Below are 18088 nucleotides of genomic sequence, written 5' to 3'. Positions count from 1 at the left end.
GACCCCTCGACCGCGTTCGCGATCAGCCGGCTCACCGACGCCGGCTACCTCAACCAGTCCCCCATCGGCATCTTCCGCCAGGTCGAGCGACCGACGTACGACGACCAGGCCCGCGCGCAGCTCACCACCGCGCGCGGCGGCTCCGACGACGACCAGCAGGCCCGCCTCGCGGCCCTGATCGGCGCCGGGGACACCTGGACGGTCGTCTGACACCGACGCTCCCCTCGAGCACGACGACGGCCCGGCGCGATTCGCGCCGGGCCGTCGTGTCGTGCGGGTCAGGTGAAGAACAGCGTCCACTTCTCGCCGTACGTCGTGGCGTAGGTCGCGTTGCTCTTGACCTTGACCCGCCACTTCCAGCGGCCCCGGTCCGGGACGCCCAGGCGGGCCTTGAAGACGCCCTTCTCGTTGACCTTGATCTTGCGAACGGTCTTGAACTTGCACTTCTTGCAGGCCTTCTTGGTGAGCAGCACCTTGCCCTGGAAGGGCAGCAGCGTGCCGTCGACCTGCGGGTTCTCGACCTTGCCCTTGAGCCGGAACGCGTCGTAGGCGACCTGCTTCGGCGCCTTCTCGGTGATGATGCGCTTGGGCTTGGACTGCTCGGCGTTGCTCGCGGCCGTCGGGCCGGCAACGACGGCGCCCAGGCCGACGAGGCCGGCCAGCAGGCCGGTCGCCACGGTGCGGAAGATCCGCATGGTGTGTCCCCCTTGGACGAATCGGTGAGTTGTCAGGCGATGCCCGCGCGGTGGGCGGCAGGCATCGTTGCTGCGGCGCGAGTGCACCACACTGTTTCGAGACCTGCCGAATCCTAGGTCATGACGCGACTAGGGTCGGACGGTGCAGGAATCTCGTCGCGGCTTCCTCCTGGGGGTGGCGGCCTACTCCCTGTGGGGGGCGTTCCCGCTCTACTGGCCGCTCCTCGAGCCCGCCGGGGCCGTGGAGATCCTCGCCCACCGGGTGCTGTGGTCCGCCGTGACCATGGCCGTCGTGGTGGTCGTGCTGCGGCGCACCCGCCCGGTGCTGGCCGTCGTGCGCGACCGTCGCAGGTTCCGACTGCTGGCGTTCGCCGCGGTCGTCATCTCGCTCAACTGGGCGGCGTACATCTGGGGCGTCAACAACGGCCGCGTGGTCGAGACGTCGCTGGGCTACTTCATCAACCCCCTCGTCACCGTGCTGATGGGGGTCCTGATCCTCGGCGAGCGGCTGCGCCGGCTCCAGTGGGTCGCGGTGGCGATCGCGAGCCTCGCCGTGGTGGTGCTGACCCTGGACTACGGGCGGTTGCCCTACGTCGCGCTCGTGCTGGCCTTCTCCTTCGGCTCCTACGGGCTGGCCAAGAAGCAGGCCAACGTCGACGCGGTCACCAGCCTGACCGTCGAGACCGCCGTGATCGCACCGGTCGCCGGCCTGTACGTCGCCTGGCTCGTCGCCACGGGCGCCTCCAGCGTCGGGTCCCAGGGCGTGGGCCACGCGCTGCTCTTCGCCACGACCGGGATCGTCACCGCGATCCCGCTGCTGTGCTTCGGCGCGGCCGCGATCCGGGTGCCGCTCGTCGTGCTGGGGCTCCTGCAGTACCTGGCGCCGGTCATCCAGTTCGCGCTCGGCGTGCTGCTGTTCCGCGAGGACATGCCGCCCGGGCGCTGGATCGGCTTCGGGCTGGTCTGGGTGGCGCTGGTGATCTTCACCGTGGAGGCGGTCAACCACCGGCGCCGGCAGCTGCGGCTGGTCACCGAGGCCTCGGCCTGCTGACGTAGTTTGGGACGATCTGGGTGGTCGATCGGCCGGATGACCTACGAGATCGTCCCAAACTACCCAGCGGAGATGGGGTCGGGTCAGGTCAGGAGGAGCGGCTGGCGACGATGTCGGCGAACGACTCCAGCGCCGTACGGACCGGTCCCGGCTCCAGGGCGGTGAGCAGCGCCTTGGCGCGGTCGGACTCCGCCATCACGTAGCCGCGGGCCTGGTCCATCGCCGGGTGCCGGCGCAGCAGCTCCAGCGCCTCGGCGTGCAGGTCGTCGTCGGTCAGGTCCGCGTCGAGGAGCTCGAGCAGCCGGGCGTCCCCCGGGTCGGTGGACGCGCGGGCCATCAGGACCGGCAGCGTGGGCACGCCCTCGCGCAGGTCGGTGCCGGGGGTCTTGCCGGACTCGGCGGACTCCGAGGCGATGTCGAGGATGTCGTCGGAGAGCTGGAACGCGGCGCCCACGATCTCGCCGTAGCCGCGCAGCGCCGCCCGCACCTCGGCAGGGGCGCCGCCGAACATCGCGCCGTACTCGGCGGAGGTGGCGATCAGCGACCCGGTCTTGCCGGCCACGACCTCGAGGTAGTGGGCCAGCGGGTCCTCGCCCGGTCCGGGCTGCACCGTCTCGAGGATCTGCCCCTCGACGAGCTCGGTGAAGGTGCGCGACTGGATGAGGACGGCCTCGGGCCCGAGCTGGGCGGTGACCTCGGAGGACTTCCCGAAGAGGTAGTCGCCGGTGAGGATCGCGACGTGGTTGTCCCAGCGGGCGTTGGCCGTGTCGGCCCCGCGCCGGATCGCGGCCTCGTCCATCACGTCGTCGTGGTAGAGCGACGCCACGTGGGTCAGCTCGACGACGCAGGCCGCCGCCAGCACCTCGTCCGCGTCCGGGGTGTCACCGGTCTCCGCGGCCAGCAGCACGAGCAGCGGGCGGAAGCGCTTGCCCCCGGCCCTCATCAGGTGGCCGGCTGCGTCCGAGACGTACGCCGTCCGCGCCCGGGTGTGCCCCACGAGCATCTCCTCGACGACCTCGAGCCGTGCGGAGAGGCGACGGGCCAGTGCCTCGTCGACGACGGGGAGCGCCAGCGCCGGCGCGGAAGAGGTGCTCACCTGATGAATTCTCCCGCAAGGGCCGCGAGGTCGAGCAACGGGCCCGGCAGGATGCCGAGCATCAGCGTCACGGCGGCCCCCAGGGCGATGGTCGTCGCGGTCAGCACGCTCGGGTAGGCCACCGTGGGGCCCTCCCCGACCGGCTCGTCGAAGTACATCGCCTTGATGACCCGGACGTAGAGGAACGCCGCGATGACGCTGGCCAGCACCGCGGCGATGACGACCGGCCACGCCCCGGCCGCCAGGGCCACGGAGAAGACGGCGAGCTTGCCGACGAAGCCGGACGTCAGCGGGATGCCCGCCATCGCCAGCAGGAAGAACGCGAAGACGCCCGCCACGACCGGCGACTCCTTGCCCAGGCCCGCCCAGCGCGACAGGGCGGTGGCTTCGCCACCGGAGTCGCGCACCAGACTGACGACCGCGAAGGCGCCGAGCGTCGCGAAGCCGTAGGTCGCGAGGTAGAACAGCACCGCCTGCAGCGCGGAGATCTCGCCCTCGGCGAGCGCCGAGGACTGCTGCACACCGAGCACGCCGGTGAGCAGGAAGCCGGTGTGCGCGACCGAGGAGTAGGCCAGCAGCCGCTTGACGTCGGTCTGGGTGATGGCCAGCACGGCACCGACCATCATGGTGAGGATCGCGATGACCCACATCATCGGCTGCCACGACCAGCGGTCGGCGCCGAACGCGACGTAGAACAGTCGCAGCAGCGCGCCGAAGGCGGCGACCTTGGTGCCGGCCGCCATGAACGCGGTGACCGGGGTGGGGGCGCCCTGGTAGACGTCGGGCGTCCATGCCTGGAACGGCGCGGCACCGACCTTGAAGAACAGGCCGACGGAGAGCAGTCCGACGCCGACGAGCAGCAGGGCGGTGTTGCCGGTGTCGTTGCGGACGGCCTCGTTGATGGCGGCGAACTGCATCGAGCCGGCGTAGCCGTAGACGAGCGCGACGCCGTAGAGGAAGAAGCCGCTGGAGAACGCGCCGAGCAGGAAGTACTTGAGCGCCGCCTCCTGGCTGAGCAGCCGCCGCCGACGGGCGAGGCCGCACAGCAGGTAGAGCGGCAGCGAGAGCACCTCGAGGCCGACGAACATGGTGAGCAGGTCGTTGGCGGCCGGGAAGAGCATCATCCCGAACACCGCGAACATCAGCAGCGGGTAGACCTCGGTGTGGTCCAGGCCCTTGGTCGAGGCCTCCCGCTCGGCCTCGGTGCCCGGCAGGGCAGCGGCCTGGCCGGCGAACGCGGAGACGCCTCCGTCGAGGTGGCGCTCGGCGAAGAGCAGCGTGCCGGCGATGGCGAGGAGCAGGACGAGGCCCCAGATGAAGAGCGTCGGGCCGTCGACCGCGATGGTGCCGGACATGGCCAGCACGCCGCGGGCGACGCCGTCCTGGTGCACGTCGGTGTCCTGGGCGATCAGCACGACGCCCACGAGGGCCGCGACGAGACCGCCGACGGTGAGCAGGACCTGGGCGAGGTAGCGCACCGATCGCGGCGCGAAGGCCTCGAGCATGACGCCGACGCACGCGACGCCGAAGACGACGAGCAGCGGCCAGAGCTCGAAGTACTCGACCGTGGGCTTGATGAACTCGTTCACTCGTGGCCTCCCTGCGAGCCGGCCGCACCGGCGGCCTCGTCACTGGCTGCGTGGTCGGCAGCGGGGACGGTCGGGGGTTCGTCGGTCACGCCGACCTCCGCCAGCGTGTCCTCGACGTTGGGGTTGATGACGTCGAGCAGCGGCATCGGCGCGAAGCCGAAGAGCACCAGCGCCAGCAGCAGCGGCGCCAGCGTGCCCACCTCGCGCCGGTCGAGGTCGGCGATCTCGACGACGTCGGGGCCGGTCATGGTGCGCTGGTAGAGCCACAGGACGTAGATCGCCGCGAGCACGATCGCGGTCACCGCGATGGCGCCGACCCACCAGGCGTGCTGGAAGGCCGCGATCAGGACCAGCATCTCGGACACGAACGGCGACAGCCCGGGCAGGCCGCAGGCCGCGAGGCCGGCGATCAGGAACGCGCCCGCCAGGACCGGCGCGCTCTTCTCGACGCCCCCGCCCATGGCCTTGATCGACGCGGTGCCGCGCCGCTGCACGAGGTAGCCGGCCACCAGGAAGAGAGCGGCGGTCGCGATGCCGTGGTTGACCATGTAGAGGATCGCGCCGGAGCCGCCCTGGGTGCTGAAGACGAAGATGCCCAGCACGATGAAGCCGAAGTGGCTCAGCGAGGTGAGGCCGATCAGGCGCAGCACGTCGTCCTGCCCGATGGCCACCAGCGCGCCGTACACGATCGAGATGAGCGCCAGCACGACGACGACCGGCGTGGCCCACTGCGACGCGTCGGGCAGCAACCCGAGGCAGAAGCGCAGCATGCCGAAGGTGCCGATCTTGTCGAGCACGCAGACCAGCAGCACCGAGGTGCCGGTGGTGGTGCGCTCGGTGGTGTCGGCCAGCCAGGTGTGCACCGGGAACATCGGCGCCTTGATCGCGAAGGCGATGAAGAAGCCGAGGAAGATCCAGCGCTGCGTGACCGGGTCGATGTCGAGCGCGGCCAGGTCGGTGAGCAGGAAGCTCGGGTTGCCGGAGTCGGCGGAGACGACGTAGAGCCCGATCACCGACGCGAGCATCACCAGCCCGCCGGCGAGCTGGTAGATGAGGAACTTGGTGGCCGCCCGGCCGCGTCCCGCCCGGCCGAAGCCGCCGATGAGGAAGTAGGCCGGGATGAGCGTGGCCTCGAAGACGACGTAGAAGAGGAACACGTCGGTGGCGGTGAAGACGGCCAGCGACATCGCCTCGAGGGCCAGGACCCACGCGACGAACGAGCGGCTGCCGCCGTTGCCCGGGGCGTCGGCCTCGTGCCACGACGCCACCAGGACGATCGGCACGAGCACGACGGTCAGCAGCACCATGAGCAGGCCGAGGCCGTCGACGCCGAGCGCGTAGTGCACGCCGAGCGCCTCCACCCACGCGTGGGTCTCGGTCAGCTGCATGCCGCCGTCGAGCGTGTACGACGTGAGCGCGGCGACCACGGCCCACACCAGCGCCGCGCCGGCGAATCCGAGACCGACCAGCCGGGCGGTCGCGGCCGGGAGGAAGGGCGTGACCAGCGCGCCGACGAGCGGCAACGCGATCAGGATCGAGAGGACAGGAAGGTCGTTCATGCCAGATTCACCGCCAGCAGGGCCAGGACGACGAGGAGGGCGCCGCCGAGCAGGGACAGGGCATAGGAGCGGACGAAGCCGTTCTGCGAGCGGCGCAGCAGGCCGGAGATGCCTCCGACCGCCGCCGAGCCGCCCTCGACCACGCCGTCGACGCCGACCCGGTCGAACGTGGTCAGGCCGTCGACGAGTCCGCGTCCGGGCCGGACGACCAGGCCGTCGTTGATGGCGTCGCCGTAGAGGTCGGCGCGCGCCGCGCGGACGGCGAAGGAGACGTCCTGGGGCGCCTCGCGCGGCACGTCGCGCTTGCCGACGAGGAACCAGGCGGCGGCGACGCCGGCGGCGACGACCAGGGTCACGATGACCGTGATGACGATCGGGGGCAGCGGGGGCTCGTGGTGCTCGGCCACGCCGGTGACGGGTGCGAGGAAGTCGACCACGAAGTCGCCCAGCAGCAGCACGCCGCCGAGGACCGAGAGGGCGGCCAGCACGATCAGCGGCACGGTCATGATGCGGGGCGACTCGTGCGGGTGCACGCCCTCGGCCCAGCGCTTCTGGCCGAAGAAGGTCATCAGCATCAGGCGGGTCATGTAGAAGCCGGTGATGCCGGCACCGAGCAGGGCGAGCAGGCCGACCACGAGGTTGTCCGCGAGCGCGGTCTCGATGATCTTGTCCTTGGACCAGAAGCCGGAGAAGCCCGGGAAGCCGATGATCGCAAGGTAGCCCATCGCGAAGGTGAGGAACGTGACCGGCATGTAGGTGCGCAGGGCGCCGTAGTGGCGCATGTCCACGTCGTCGTCCATGCCGTGCATGACCGATCCGGCGCCGAGGAACATGTTGGCCTTGAAGAAGCCGTGCGTGAGCAGGTGGAAGATCGCGAACGGGTACCCCGCGGGGCCGAGGCCGGCGGCCAGCATCATGTAGCCGATCTGGCTCATGGTGGAGCCGGCGAGCGCCTTCTTGATGTCGTCCTTGGCGCAGCCGAGGATCGCGCCCCACAGCAGCGTGACGGTGGCGACCACGACCACGGCGGTCTGGGCGATCGGGGCGAGGTCGAAGATGAAGTTGGACCGGACGACGAGGTAGACGCCCGCGGTGACCATGGTCGCCGCGTGGATCAGGGCCGAGACCGGGGTCGGGCCCTCCATCGCGTCGAGCAGCCAGGCCTGCAGCGGCACCTGGGCCGACTTGCCGCAGGCGCCCAGCAGGAGCAGCAGGCCGAGCGCGGTGAGGGTGCCCTCGCCCACCTCGCCGGTCGTGGCGCTGATGGCCGCGAAGTCGGTGGTGCCGAACGTGGCGAACATCAGGGCGATCGCCAGCGAGAGGCCGATGTCACCGACACGGTTGATGATGAAGGCCTTCTTGGCGGCGGCCGCCGCGGAGTGCTTGTGCTGCCAGAAGCCGATGAGCAGGTACGACGCGAGGCCCACGCCCTCCCAGCCGAGGAACAGGCCCAGGAAGTTGGCCGAGAGGACCAGCACCAGCATCGCGGCCACGAAGAGGTTGAGGTAGCCGAAGAAGCGTCGCCGGCGCGCGTCGTGCTCCATGTAGCCGATGGAGTAGACGTGGATCAGCGCACCCACACCGGTGATCAGCAGCAGGAACAGCGCCGACAGCGGGTCGTAGAGCAGGTCCATGCCCACGTCGAGCCCGCCGGCCTGGAACCAGGTGTAGAGCTGCTGGCCGACCTGGCGCTCCTCCTCGTCGCGGCCGAGGAGCGCCACGAACATGGCCAGGCTCAGGACGAAGGAGCCGGCGACCGTGGCCGTGCCGATCCAGTGGCCGACCCGGTCCAGCGCCCGGGGGGCCAGGGCCCCGCCGAGCAGCAGGACGACGGCACCGGCGAGCGGCAGGGCGATGATCAGCCACAGGTAGGAGAAGACGCCGTCGGCGGCACCGGGGTGCACGACCGGGATGGCGCCGCCCTCGGCGGCGTGCACGATGGCCCCGGCATTGACAGTCAGGTTCACAGTCGAGTCCTCAGTACTTCAGCAGGCTGGCGTCGTCGACCGAGGCCGAGCGTCGCGTGCGGAAGATGGTCATGATGATCGCCAGGCCGATGACGACCTCGGCCGCCGCCACCACCATCACGAAGAAGGCGGCGACCTGGCCGTCGAGGTTGCCGTGCTGCTTGGCGAAGGTCACCAGCGCGAGGTTGCAGGCGTTGAGCATCAGCTCGACGCACATGAAGACCACGATCGCGTTGCGCCGCGTCAGCACCCCCACGCAGCCGATGGTGAAGAGGATCGCGGAGAGCACGATGTACTGGGTCATGCGGGGTCCCCTGGGCGTTGTTCGGCGGAGGAGCGGAGCGGAGGAGACGAAGAACGCCCTGGGGTGGTCTTGACGTCCTCCTCCGTCGTGGCGGGGGCGCCGGCCTTGCCGGACTGCTCGGGCATCCGCGCCGGGTCGGTGGCGTCGGCCGTGCCGTCCACGGGCTGGTCGGCGCGACCGGCGCCGAGCTGGCGGCGTACCTCGTCGATGTCGTCGGCGTACGCCGGCGCGGAGCGCACCGTGCCGCGCGCCGCCAGGACGCGCGAGACCGAGGCCTCCGACGCGGTGCCGTCAGGCAGCAGCGCCGGGGTGTCCACGGCGTTGTGGCGGGCGTAGACGCCGGGCGAGGGCAGCGGACCGAGGTGCTTGCCCGACTCGGAGTAGTCGCGCATCCGCTGCGCGGCCAGCGCGGCCTGGCCGGCCTTGGGCGTCAGGCGCTCGCGGTGGGCGAGCACCATCGCGCCGATGGCGGCGGTGATCAGCAGCGCGCTGGTGGCCTCGAAGGCGAAGACGTAGCGGCTGAAGAGGACGTTGGCGAGCTGCTCGATGTTGCCACCCCGGTTGGCCTCCTCCATCCCGACGGCCGTCCCGAGCGCCAGCTGCGAGAAACCGGTGACCAGCACCAGGCCGAGCAGCAGGCCGAGGACGGTCGCCAGGGCGCGCTGGCCCCGGATCGTCTCGACCACCGAGTCGGAGGCGTCGACGCCGACGAGCATCAGCACGAAGAGGAACAGCATGAGGATCGCGCCGGTGTAGACGATGATCTGCACGGCGAACAGGAACGGCGCCTCGAGGACGGCGTACAGCACCGCGAGTCCGATCATCACCACGGCGAGCAGCAGGGCGGCGTGCACGGCCTTGCGGACGAACAGGATGCCCAGGGCAGCGACCACCATGATCGGGGCCAGGATCCAGAAGGCCATCAGTGGTTCCCCTCCCCCGGCGTGGCGGCCCGGTCGGTCACCAGGTCGGCGGGGGCGCCGTAGGTGCCGCGGTAGTAGTCGCCCTCGTCGGCCCCCAGCCGCATCGGGTGCGGCGGCTGCTCCATGCCGGGCAGGAGCGGCGCGAGCAGGTCGGACTTCTCGTAGATCAGCGACTCACGGGTGGAGTCGGCCAGCTCGTACTCGTTGGTCATCGTGAGAGCACGCGTCGGGCACGCCTCGATGCACAGCCCGCACAGGATGCAGCGCAGGTAGTTGATCTGGTAGACGCGGCCGTAGCGCTCGCCGGGGCTGAAGCGCTCGTCCTCGGTGTTGGACGCGCCCTCGACGTAGATGGCGTCGGCCGGGCAGGCCCACGCGCACAGCTCGCAGCCGACGCACTTCTCCAGGCCGTCGGGCCAGCGGTTGAGCTGGTGGCGGCCGTGGAAGCGCGGTGCCGTGGGCAGCTTCTCGAAGGGGTACTGCTCGGTGACCACCTTCTTGAACATCGTCCGGAAGGTGACGCCGAAGCCGGCGACCGGGTCCCAGAACTGCTCCTTGAACCCCTTGGACTCACTCATGACTTCTCCTCCTGCGACGCGGCCCCGGAAGTGGTCGCGTCGTGGACGTCGGACGTGCTCGAGGTGCCCGACACCGTCGTACGGCGCTCGGCGAAGGTCAGCGGGGCGGCCGCGCCGCGCACCGCACCACCGGCCGGCATCGGCGGGACCGGGTAGCCCCCGGCGAAGGCGTCGGCGGGCTCGCGCTCGGCCGGGACCTCGGCCTCCTCGCCGCCGCCCTCGCCGACGAAGAACAGCACGAGGAAGAGCACCAGCAGGACACCGGCGGCGCCCAGCAGGTAGTCGCGGTCGATGCCGCCGTCCAGGGTCAGCACCCGGATGGTCGCGACGGCGATGATCCACGCCAGCGAGATCGGGATGAGCCGCTTCCAGCCGAACGCCATGAACTGGTCGTAGCGCAGCCGCGGCAGCGAGCCGCGCAGCCAGATGAACATGAAGATGAACAGGAACATCTTCCCGAAGAACCAGAGCACCGGCCAGTAGCCGGAGTCGGCGCCCTCCCAGATCTGGATGATCGGCCACGGCGCGTGCCAGCCGCCCAGGAACAGGGTGGTCGCCAGCGCCGAGACGGTCGCCATGTTGATGTACTCGGCGAGGAAGAACAGCGCGAACTTGAGGCTGGAGTACTCGGTGTGGAAGCCGCCGACCAGCTCACCCTCGGCCTCGGGGAGGTCGAAGGGCGCGCGGTTGGTCTCGCCCACCATGGCGATCACGTAGATCACGAACGAGGGCAGCAGGATCAGGGCGTACCAGGTGGGGATCGGGATGACGCCCAGCCAGTAGTCGGGCTCGGGGTTCTGCGCGGCCACGATCTCGGAGGTCGACATGGAGCCGGCGTAGAGGAACACCGCCACCAGCGCGAGGCCCATCGCGACCTCGTAGGAGATCATCTGCGCGCTCGAGCGCAGGCCGCCGAGCAGGGAGTACGTCGACCCGCTCGACCAGCCGCCCAGCACGATGCCGTAGATGCCGATGGAGGCGACGGCCATCACGAACAGGACCGCGACGGGCATGTCGGTGAGCTGCAGCGGGGTCGTGCGGTCGGTGAAGGGCAGCTCCACCACGGGACCGAACGGGATCACCGCGAAGGTCACGAAGGCCGGGATCACCGCCAGCACCGGCGCCAGCAGGAAGACCACCTTGTCGGCGGCCTTGGGGATGATGTCCTCCTTGAGCGCCAGCTTGACGCCGTCGGCCAGCGACTGGAGCAGGCCGAAGGGACCGTTGACGTTGGGGCCGATGCGGTGCTGCATGCGGGCCACGACCCGACGCTCCAGCCAGATGTTGAACAGCGTCAGCAGCACCAGCACGACGAAGATCGCCACTGCCTTGATCACGACGAGCCACCACGGGTCCTGCCCGAATGCCTCGAGGCGGTCGCCCTGCGGCGTCTCCGCCGCGAGGACCAGCACCTGTGAGATGGGCTGGGAGATGTTCACTTGCCGGCTCCCTTCGCCGTGACCGTGCTGCCGGGCGACGCGAGGTCCGCGAGGGTGCGACCACGTGCGCTCACCGACGGCAGCCACACCACGCCGTCGACCATGTCGGCGACGGCCCGGACGGGCAGCGTGACCGAGCCGCGGTCGCCGGTCAGCACGACGGCCGAGCGCCCGTCGGCGTCGACCGCACCCGTGAGCCCGGCCAGGGTGGCGGGGCTGACGTGCGCGACCGCGGGGCGGCGGGTCGCGGCGAGGTGCGGGTCCCCGTCCTGCATGGAGCCGGGGTCGAGGAGCTGCTTCCACGTGGAGACGGCGAGGGCGCCGGACCGGCCCCGTGGGCGGCGCGGCTCCTTGCCGAGGGCGAGCCGGGGACGGTCGCCGTCCCACGGACCCATGGCCTCCATCTCGGCGCGCGCCTCGGGGACCGTGCGGAAGCCGAGCGGGCGGCCCTGCCCCAGCGCGGCCAGCTCCTCGGAGATGCCGGCCAGGACCCGCAGGTCCGGCAGCGAGCCCGGGTTGCTGAAGACGGCCTCGAAGGGGCGCGGGCGCCCCTCCCACGTGACGAAGGTGCCGGCCTTGTCGGTGACCGGGGCGACGGGAAGGACCACGTCGGCCCGTCGGGTCACGTCGGTCTCCCGCAGCTCGAGGCTGACGACGAACGACGCGGCCTCCAGGGCGGCGCGGGTCGCCGCGGGGTCGGCCGTGTCGGCCGGGTCCACGCCGCCGACGACGACGCCGCCGAGGGTGCCGTCGAGGAGCGCGGCGACGATGCCGTCGCCGTCGCGGCCTGCGGCCTCGGGGAGCGTGTCCACGCCCCAGGCCGTCGCGGCGTCGACGCGCGCGGAGGCGTCGCCGACGGGACGACCACCGGGCAGCAGCGTGGGCAGGCAGCCGGCCTCGACCGCGCCGCGGTCACCGGCCCGGCGCGGGACCCAGGCCAGCCGGGCCCCGGTGGTGCGTGCGAGCTCGAGGGCGGCGGTCAGGGCACCGTGCTGCTGGGCCAGCCGCTCGCCGACGAGGATCACGCCCCCGGCGTCGAGGGCGGTGGTGGCGTCCTCGGCCAGCGCGCGCAGCGCCTCGGCCTCCTCGCCGGGAGCGGTCGGGACGAGACGAGCCTTGAGCTTGCCCAGGCCACGGCTGGTGAAGGGAGCCAGCGCCACGACCTTGGTCGACCGCCGGGTGGCCTTGCGCAGGCGCAGGAAGACGGTGGCCGCCTCGTCCTCGGGCTCGAGGCCGGCCAGCACCACGACCGACGCGCGCTCGAGGTCGTCGTACGTCACGTCCATGGACAGCGCGACGTGGGCGGCCAGGAAGTCGGCCTCCTCCGCGCTGTGGGGACGGGCGCGGAAGTCGACGTCGTTGGTGCCCAGCGAGACGCGGGCGAACTTGGCGTAGGCGTAGGCGTCCTCGGCCGTGAGGCGTCCCCCGGTGAGCACCGCCGTGCTGCCGGCGGCCTGCAGGCCTCGGGCCGCGACGGCGAAGGCCTCGGGCCAGGAGGCGGGTCGGAGCTCGCCGTCCTCGCGCACCATCGGGTGGGTCAGGCGGTCGTCCTGCTGGGCGTAGTGGAAGGCGAAGCGGTCCTTGTCGCTGATCCACTCCTCGTTGACCTCGGGGTCGTTGCCGGCGAGGCGACGCATCACCTTGCCGCGCCGGTGGTCCACGCGGATGGCGGCGCCGCAGGCGTCGTGCTCGGCGACGCTGGGCGTGGAGACGAGGTCGAAGGGGCGCGAGCGGAAGCGGTACTCCGCACTCGTGAGGGCCCCGACCGGGCAGATCTGGATGGTGTTGCCGGAGAAGTAGGACAGGAACGGCGCGTCCTCGGCGATGCCGATCTGCTGCTGCGCGCCCCGCTCGACCAGCGCGATGAACGGGTCACCGGCGATCTCGTCGGCGAAGCGGGTGCAGCGCTGGCACACGATGCAGCGCTCCCGGTCCAGCAGCACCTGCGCCGAGAGGTTGATCGGCTTGGGGAAGGTGCGCTTGACGCCCTCGAATCGGGTCTCGCCGCGACCGTTGGACATCGCCTGGTTCTGCAGGGGGCACTCGCCGCCCTTGTCGCAGACGGGGCAGTCCAGTGGGTGGTTGATGAGCAGGAACTCCATGACGCCCTGCTGGGCCTTGTCGGCCACCGGGCTCGTCGCCTGGGTGCTGACCACCATGCCGTCGGCCACCGTGAGCGTGCAGGAGGCCTGAGGCTTGGGGATCGGCTTGCCGTTGCCGGCGTCGGGGATGTCCACCAGGCACTGGCGGCAGGCGCCGACGGGGGCGAGCAGCGGGTGGTCGCAGAAGCGCGGGACCTGGACGCCGATCTGCTCGGCGGCGCGGATGACCAGCGTGTCCTTGGGGACGCTGACCTCGACGCCGTCGATCGTCAGGGTGACCAGGTCGGCGCTGTCCTGAGCAGGCGCGCCAGCGCCGTGTCGATGGGTCTTCGCCGGGGTGGTCGTCATGCAGTGGCTCCGGTGGTCGCGAAGGCGGTCGAGGCGGCCGGGTCGAACGGGCACCCACCGTGGGTGAGGTGCGCGAGGTACTCGTCGCGGAAGTACTTGATCGAGCTCGAGATGGGGCTGGTCGCACCGTCGCCGAGGGCGCAGAAGGACCGGCCCAGGATGTTCTCGCACTGGTCGAGCAGCAGGTCGAGGTCGGACTCCTTGCCCTCCCCCTTCTCGAGGCGGGCGAGCGTCTGGACCAGCCACCAGGTGCCCTCGCGGCAGGGGGTGCACTTGCCGCAGGACTCGTGCTTGTAGAACTCCGTCCACCGCAGCACGGCGCGCACGACGCAGGTCGTCTCGTCGAAGAGCTGCAGCGCCCGGGTGCCGAGCATCGAGCCGGCGGCGCCGACGGCCTCGAAGTCGAGGGGCACGTCGAGGTGCTCGGTGGTCAGCAACGGTGTGCTGGACCCGCCGGGGGTCCAGAACTTGAGCTCGTGGCCGTCCCGGATGCCGCCCGCCAGGTCGATCAGCTGGCGCAGCGTGATGCCGAGCGGCGCCTCGTACTGGCCCGGGCGGGTGACGTGGCCCGAGAGGCTGAAGATGCCGAAGCCCTTGGACTTCTCGGTGCCCATCAAGGCGAACCACTCCGCGCCGTTGCCGATGATGCTGGGCACCGACGCGATGGACTCGACGTTGTTGATGACCGTCGGGCTGGCGTAGAGGCCGGCGACCGCCGGGAACGGCGGGCGCAGGCGCGGCTGGCCGCGGCGTCCCTCGAGGCCCTCGAGGAGGGCGGTCTCCTCGCCGCAGATGTAGGCGCCGGCGCCGGCGTGGACGACCACGTCGAGGTCGTAGCCCGAGCCGTGGATGTCCTTGCCGAGGTGGCCGGCCAGGTAGGCCTCCTGCACCGCACGCTGCAGGCGGCGGATCACGTGCAGCACCTCGCCGCGGACGTAGATGAACGCGTGGTTGGCGCGGATGGCGAACGAGCTGATGATGACGCCCTCGAGCAGCGTGTGCGGGCTGGCCATCATGAGCGGGATGTCCTTGCAGGTGCCCGGCTCGGACTCGTCGGCGTTGACCACGAGGTACTTGGGCTTGGGGTTGTCCTGCGGGATGAAGCCCCACTTCATGCCGGTGGGGAAGCCCGCACCTCCGCGGCCGCGGAGGCCGGAGTCCTTGACGGCGGTGATGATCGCGTCGGGGTCCATGCCCAGCGCCGTGCGCAGGGCAGCGTACCCGCCGCGCTCCTCGTACGACGCGAGAGTCCAGGAGCGCTCGGCGTCCCAGTTGTCGGTGAGCACCGGGGTCAGGGTGTCCACTACTTGGCCTCCTCGGTGCCCTGGGTGTCGTCCTCGTGCTTGAGGTCGGCGTCGGAGCGCTGGACCTCGCCCTCGGCCTCCGTGCGCTCGGCCTCGTGGCTGCCCTCGGCGCCCGTCGCGGACGCAACGGGCTCGTCGGCGGTGCGTCCGGCTGCCTGGCCACCGGGGGCCGTCCAGCCGTTGTCGCGGGCGATGCCCAGGCCGACCAGCGACGCCGGGCCCGCGGACGGACCCTCGTCGGCGAGGTCGTCGGGGAAGCCGGCGAGCACGCGCTCGGCCTCGCGCCAGGTGCACAGCCGGGGCCCCCGGGTGGAGCGGACCTCCTTGCCGGCGCGCAGGTCCTCGACGACCCGGACGGCGGAGTCGGGCGTCTGGTTGTCCATGAACTCCCAGTTGACCATCATCACCGGGGCGTAGTCGCAGGCCGCGTTGCACTCGACGTGCTCCAGGGTGATCTTGCCGTCCGCGGTCGTCTCGTCGTTGCCGACGTCGAGGTGCTCCTTGAGCCGCTCGAAGATCAGGTCGCCGCCCATGACCGCGCACAGCGTGTTGGTGCAGACGCCGACGTGGTAGTCGCCGACCGGCTTGCGCTTGTACATCGTGTAGAAGGTCGCGACGCCGCTGACCTCGGCCGCGGAGATGCCCAGGACCTCGGCGCAGGCCTCGATGCCCTCGGGCGTCACCCGGCCCTCGACCGACTGCACGAGGTGCAGCATCGGCAGCAGCCCCGAGCGGGCCTCGGGGTAGCGGCCGGCGATCTGGCGCAGCTCGCCCCAGGTCTGCTCGGACAGCGCGGTGTCGTCGTCGGAGAACCGGTCCGGGCTCGGGGCGGCGTACGACGCGGTGCTGACGGCCATGCCGGGGTCGACGGCGGGCACGTCGGTGGACTCGTCGTGGCTCATCGGGGTCCCCTCACTGTTGTCGATCGGAGGAGCGAAGCGGAGGAGAGAGAGAACAGGGTGGGGTGATTCATCGGTCGACACCTCCCATCACGGGGTCGATCGAGGCGATCGCGACGATGACGTCGGCGACCATGCCGCCCTCGCTCATCACGCTCGTCGCCTGGAGGTTGGTGAAGGACGGGTCGCGGAAGTGCGCGCGGAAGGGTCGCGTGCCGCCGTCGGAGACGACGTGCGCGCCCAGCTCGCCGCGCGGCGACTCGACCGGGACGTAGGCCTGGCCGGCCGGGACCCGGAAGCCCTCGGTCACCAGCTTGAAGTGGTGGATCAGCGCCTCCATCGACTCGCCCATGATGTGGCGGATGTGGTCCAGGGAGTTGCCCATGCCGTCGGATCCGATGGCCAGCTGGCTGGGCCAGGCGATCTTCTTGTCTCCGACCATGACCGGCGCGCCCTCGAGGTCGGCGAGGCGGTTGGCCGCCTGCTCGACGATCTTGAGCGACTCGTCCATCTCCGCCAGGCGCACCCGGAACCGGCCGTAGGCGTCGGCGGTGTCCCACGTCTGGACGTCGAAGTCGTAGTCCTCGTAGCCGGAGTAGGGCTGGGTCTTGCGCAGGTCCCAGGCGTAGCCGGTGGAGCGCAGCGGCGGACCCGTCAGCCCCAGCGCCAGGCAGCCGGCGAGGTCGAGGTGGCCGACGCCCTCCAACCGGGCCTTGAAGATGGGGTTGGCGTTGCACAGCGCGGCGTACTCGGGCAGGCGCTTGCGCATCAGGGCGATGAAGTCGCGGATCTCGTCCAGCGCACCCGGCGGCAGGTCCTGGGCGACACCGCCGGGACGGATGAACGCGTGGTTCATCCGCAGGCCGGTGATGAGCTCGAAGAGGTCCAGCACGAGCTCGCGCTCGCGGAACCCGATCGTCATCACGGTCAGGGCGCCGATCTCCATGCCGCCCGTGGCGATGGCGACCAGGTGCGAGGAGATGCGGTTGAGCTCCATGAGGAGCACCCGCATGACCTGGGCCTTCTCCGGGATGTCGTCCTCGATGTCGAGCAGTCGCTCGACGCCCAGGACGTAGGTCGCCTCGTTGTAGAACGGGGACAGGTAGTCCATCCGCGTGCAGAACGTCGTGCCCTGCACCCAGGAGCGGTACTCCATGTTCTTCTCGATGCCGGTGTGCAGGTAGCCGATGCCGCAGCGGGCCTCGGTGACCGTCTCCCCCTCCAGCTCGAGGATCAGGCGCAGCACGCCGTGGGTCGAGGGGTGCTGGGGACCCATGTTGACGACGACCCGCTCGTCGGCGGAGTCGCCCAGTCCCTGGGTGATCGAGTCCCAGTCCTGGCCGGTGACCGTGAAGACCTTGCCCTGGCTGGTCTCGCTCGGGTCGGCGTACAGGTCCTGCTGGCCTGCGCTGTTGCCTGCGCTGTGGTCGGTGCTGGTCATCAGGTGTAGGACCTCCGCTGGTCCGGCGGCGGCACGGAGCCGCCCTTGTACTCCACAGGGATGCCGCCCAAGGGGTAGTCCTTGCGCTGCGGGTGGCCCGGCCAGTCGTCGGGCATCAGGATGCGGGTCATGGCGGGGTGGCCGTCGAAGACGATCCCGAACATGTCCCAGGTCTCGCGCTCGTGCCAGTCGGCGGTGGGGTAGATGCTCACCAGGCTGGGCACGTGCGGGTCCGCGTCGGGGCAGGTCACCTCGAGGCGGATCCGGCGGTTGTGGGTCATCGAGAGCAGGTGGTACACCGCGTGCAGCTCGCGCCCGGCGTCGTCGGGGTAGTGCACGCCGCTCACGCTCGCGCAGAACTCGAAGCGCAGGTCCTCGTCGTCGCGCAGCATCTGGGCCACGAAGGGCAGGTCCTCGCGCCGGACGTGGAAGGTGATCTCCCCGCGGTGCACCACGACCGACTCGACGGCGGCCGTCAGGTCGGTCTGGCCGAGCCGCGCCTCGAGGGCGTCGGCGACCTCGTCGAACCACCCGCCGTAGGGACGCTGGGAGGGGCTGGGGAACACGATGGGGGCGACCAGGCCGCCGTACCCCGACGTGTCGCCGGTGCCGGAGACGCCGAACATGCCACGGCGCTGGCCCACGGAGCGCACCTCGGTGCCGCCCGGGGGCGCCGGGAGGTTCTCCGGCGACTGCTCGACGGCCGGCTGGTCGACGTGGGCGGTCTCCGGCTTGTCGGAGGGGTTGTCCTGCGGGTTGCTCATGCCCACCGGCCCCCTCGGTCGCTCGCTCG

Annotated in this window: 15 protein-coding genes and 1 pseudogene; 2 read left to right on the top strand and 14 right to left on the bottom strand. The window is 71.0% G+C overall.

Annotated elements, in window-relative coordinates; genetic code table 11:
• Window positions 1-210 (top strand): annotated as a pseudogene (locus DAI17_RS19360) (2-oxoacid:ferredoxin oxidoreductase subunit beta); the annotation flags it as partial.
• Window positions 211-278: 68 nt separating this feature from the next.
• On the opposite strand, the gene DAI17_RS19355 reads toward DAI17_RS19360, so the two are convergent.
• Window positions 279-695: a hypothetical protein gene (locus DAI17_RS19355; RefSeq protein WP_107774866.1), complete on the bottom strand. Its 417-nt coding sequence runs from the start codon at window positions 693-695 to the stop codon at window positions 279-281.
• Between the two features lie 142 nt (window positions 696-837).
• Here DAI17_RS19355 and rarD point away from each other — a divergent pair, with 142 nt between their 5' ends.
• The gene (rarD, locus tag DAI17_RS19350; RefSeq protein WP_107774865.1) at window positions 838-1746 is read left to right on the top strand and encodes an EamA family transporter RarD; all 909 of its coding nucleotides are present in this window, start codon (window positions 838-840) and stop codon (window positions 1744-1746) included.
• Window positions 1747-1834: 88 nt separating this feature from the next.
• On the opposite strand, the gene DAI17_RS19345 is transcribed toward rarD, so the two are convergent.
• The 13 genes from DAI17_RS19345 to DAI17_RS19285 all read right to left on the bottom strand — a co-directional run bounded on the left by DAI17_RS19345 (window position 1835) and on the right by DAI17_RS19285 (window position 18059).
• Window positions 1835-2842 carry a polyprenyl synthetase family protein gene (locus DAI17_RS19345; protein ID WP_234412608.1) on the bottom strand — a complete coding sequence of 336 codons (1008 nt, stop codon included), beginning with the start codon at window positions 2840-2842 and terminating at the stop codon, window positions 1835-1837.
• Complete coding sequence (gene nuoN / locus DAI17_RS19340; protein ID WP_107774864.1) at window positions 2839-4431, bottom strand: NADH-quinone oxidoreductase subunit NuoN; 1593 nt, start codon at window positions 4429-4431, stop codon at window positions 2839-2841. Before nuoN ends, DAI17_RS19345 begins: the two co-directional genes overlap by 4 nt.
• Entirely contained in the window at window positions 4428-5990 is a 1563-nt protein-coding gene (locus DAI17_RS19335) for an NADH-quinone oxidoreductase subunit M (protein ID WP_107774863.1), read from the bottom strand. The genes nuoN and DAI17_RS19335 overlap by 4 nt, the downstream gene beginning before the upstream one ends.
• A complete protein-coding gene (gene nuoL, locus DAI17_RS19330) occupies window positions 5987-7894 on the bottom strand; it encodes an NADH-quinone oxidoreductase subunit L (protein WP_456093757.1) in 1908 nt (635 codons plus the stop codon). Before nuoL ends, DAI17_RS19335 begins: the two co-directional genes overlap by 4 nt.
• A 73-nt stretch (window positions 7895-7967) precedes the next feature.
• Window positions 7968-8261, bottom strand: coding sequence for an NADH-quinone oxidoreductase subunit NuoK (gene nuoK / locus DAI17_RS19325; RefSeq protein WP_107774862.1), 294 nt, complete (start codon window positions 8259-8261; stop codon window positions 7968-7970).
• On the bottom strand, window positions 8258-9184 hold the full coding sequence (locus DAI17_RS19320) for an NADH-quinone oxidoreductase subunit J (RefSeq protein ID WP_107774861.1): 927 nt from the start codon (window positions 9182-9184) through the stop codon (window positions 8258-8260). Before DAI17_RS19320 ends, nuoK begins: the two co-directional genes overlap by 4 nt.
• Window positions 9184-9762, bottom strand: coding sequence for an NADH-quinone oxidoreductase subunit NuoI (gene nuoI / locus DAI17_RS19315; RefSeq protein WP_107774860.1), 579 nt, complete (start codon window positions 9760-9762; stop codon window positions 9184-9186). Before nuoI ends, DAI17_RS19320 begins: the two co-directional genes overlap by 1 nt.
• On the bottom strand, window positions 9759-11174 hold the full coding sequence (nuoH, locus tag DAI17_RS19310; protein WP_407669756.1) for an NADH-quinone oxidoreductase subunit NuoH: 1416 nt from the start codon (window positions 11172-11174) through the stop codon (window positions 9759-9761). Before nuoH ends, nuoI begins: the two co-directional genes overlap by 4 nt.
• A gap of 23 nt (window positions 11175-11197) precedes the next feature.
• The gene (locus tag DAI17_RS19305; RefSeq protein WP_107774859.1) at window positions 11198-13651 is read right to left on the bottom strand and encodes an NADH-quinone oxidoreductase subunit G; all 2454 of its coding nucleotides are present in this window, start codon (window positions 13649-13651) and stop codon (window positions 11198-11200) included.
• Window positions 13648-14955, bottom strand: a complete 1308-nt coding sequence (gene nuoF, locus DAI17_RS19300; protein WP_107774858.1) for an NADH-quinone oxidoreductase subunit NuoF — start codon at window positions 14953-14955, stop codon at window positions 13648-13650. The genes DAI17_RS19305 and nuoF overlap by 4 nt, the downstream gene beginning before the upstream one ends.
• Entirely contained in the window at window positions 14955-15857 is a 903-nt protein-coding gene (gene nuoE, locus DAI17_RS19295; protein ID WP_407669755.1) for an NADH-quinone oxidoreductase subunit NuoE, read from the bottom strand. The genes nuoF and nuoE overlap by 1 nt, the downstream gene beginning before the upstream one ends.
• Window positions 15858-15924: 67 nt before the next feature.
• A complete protein-coding gene (locus DAI17_RS19290; RefSeq protein ID WP_107774857.1) occupies window positions 15925-17295 on the bottom strand; it encodes an NADH-quinone oxidoreductase subunit D in 1371 nt (456 codons plus the stop codon).
• Entirely contained in the window at window positions 17295-18059 is a 765-nt protein-coding gene (locus DAI17_RS19285) for an NADH-quinone oxidoreductase subunit C (RefSeq protein ID WP_107774879.1), read from the bottom strand. Before DAI17_RS19285 ends, DAI17_RS19290 begins: the two co-directional genes overlap by 1 nt.
• Between the last annotated feature and the right edge of the window lie 29 nt (window positions 18060-18088).

The organism is Nocardioides sediminis, from assembly GCF_003047295.1.
GTDB lineage: Bacteria > Actinomycetota > Actinomycetes > Propionibacteriales > Nocardioidaceae > Nocardioides > Nocardioides sediminis.
Note: the sequence above shows the minus strand (reverse complement) of the source record. Positions and strands in the feature narration are given on the sequence as shown.